We start from the raw sequence: 600 nt of genomic DNA, 5'->3' as shown, positions 1-600 counted from the left end.
GGCCGCCGGCCTGCGCGCGCTCAAAGGCGGGCAGACGCTTTCCAAGACGCTCCAGATGGCGCGGGATTTCCGGGAAGACGATGACGACACGCCCATCGTGATGATGGGCTATTACAACCCGATCTACATCTATGGTGTGGACCGCTTCCTCTCCGATGCGAAGGAAGCGGGCATTGACGGTCTGATCATCGTCGACCTGCCGCCGGAGATGGATCAGGAGCTTTGCGTTCCGGCCATCAAANTACATCTATGGTGTGGACCGCTTCCTCTCCGATGCGAAGGAAGCGGGCATTGACGGTCTGATCATCGTCGACCTGCCGCCGGAGATGGATCAGGAGCTTTGCGTTCCGGCCATCAAAGCGGGGCTGAACTTCATTCGTCTTGCCACGCCGACGACCGACGAAGAGCGCCTGCCGAAGGTGCTGGAGAACACGTCGGGCTTCGTCTATTACGTGTCGATGACGGGTGTGACGGGTTCGGCCCTGCCGGACACGAACAATGTTTCGGCTGCGGTTTCGCGCATCAAGGAACACACGGACCTGCCGATCTGCGTCGGGTTCGGGGTGAAGACGGCGCGCCAGGCGCGGGCGATTGGCGAGG

Annotated in this window: 2 pseudogenes; both read left to right on the top strand. The window is 61.4% G+C overall.

What is annotated here, in order from left to right:
* Positions 1 to 241: pseudogene (locus NDI72_RS21945) on the top strand (tryptophan synthase subunit alpha); the annotation flags it as partial.
* Position 242: 1 nt separating this feature from the next.
* Positions 243 to 600, top strand: a pseudogene (gene trpA / locus NDI72_RS21940) (tryptophan synthase subunit alpha); the annotation flags it as partial.

The organism is Nitratireductor sp. GZWM139 (assembly GCF_030068685.1).
GTDB lineage: Bacteria > Pseudomonadota > Alphaproteobacteria > Rhizobiales > Rhizobiaceae > Nitratireductor > Nitratireductor aquimarinus.
The sequence above is the reverse complement of the archived record's forward strand: the minus strand, read 5'-3'. Positions and strand labels throughout refer to the sequence as shown.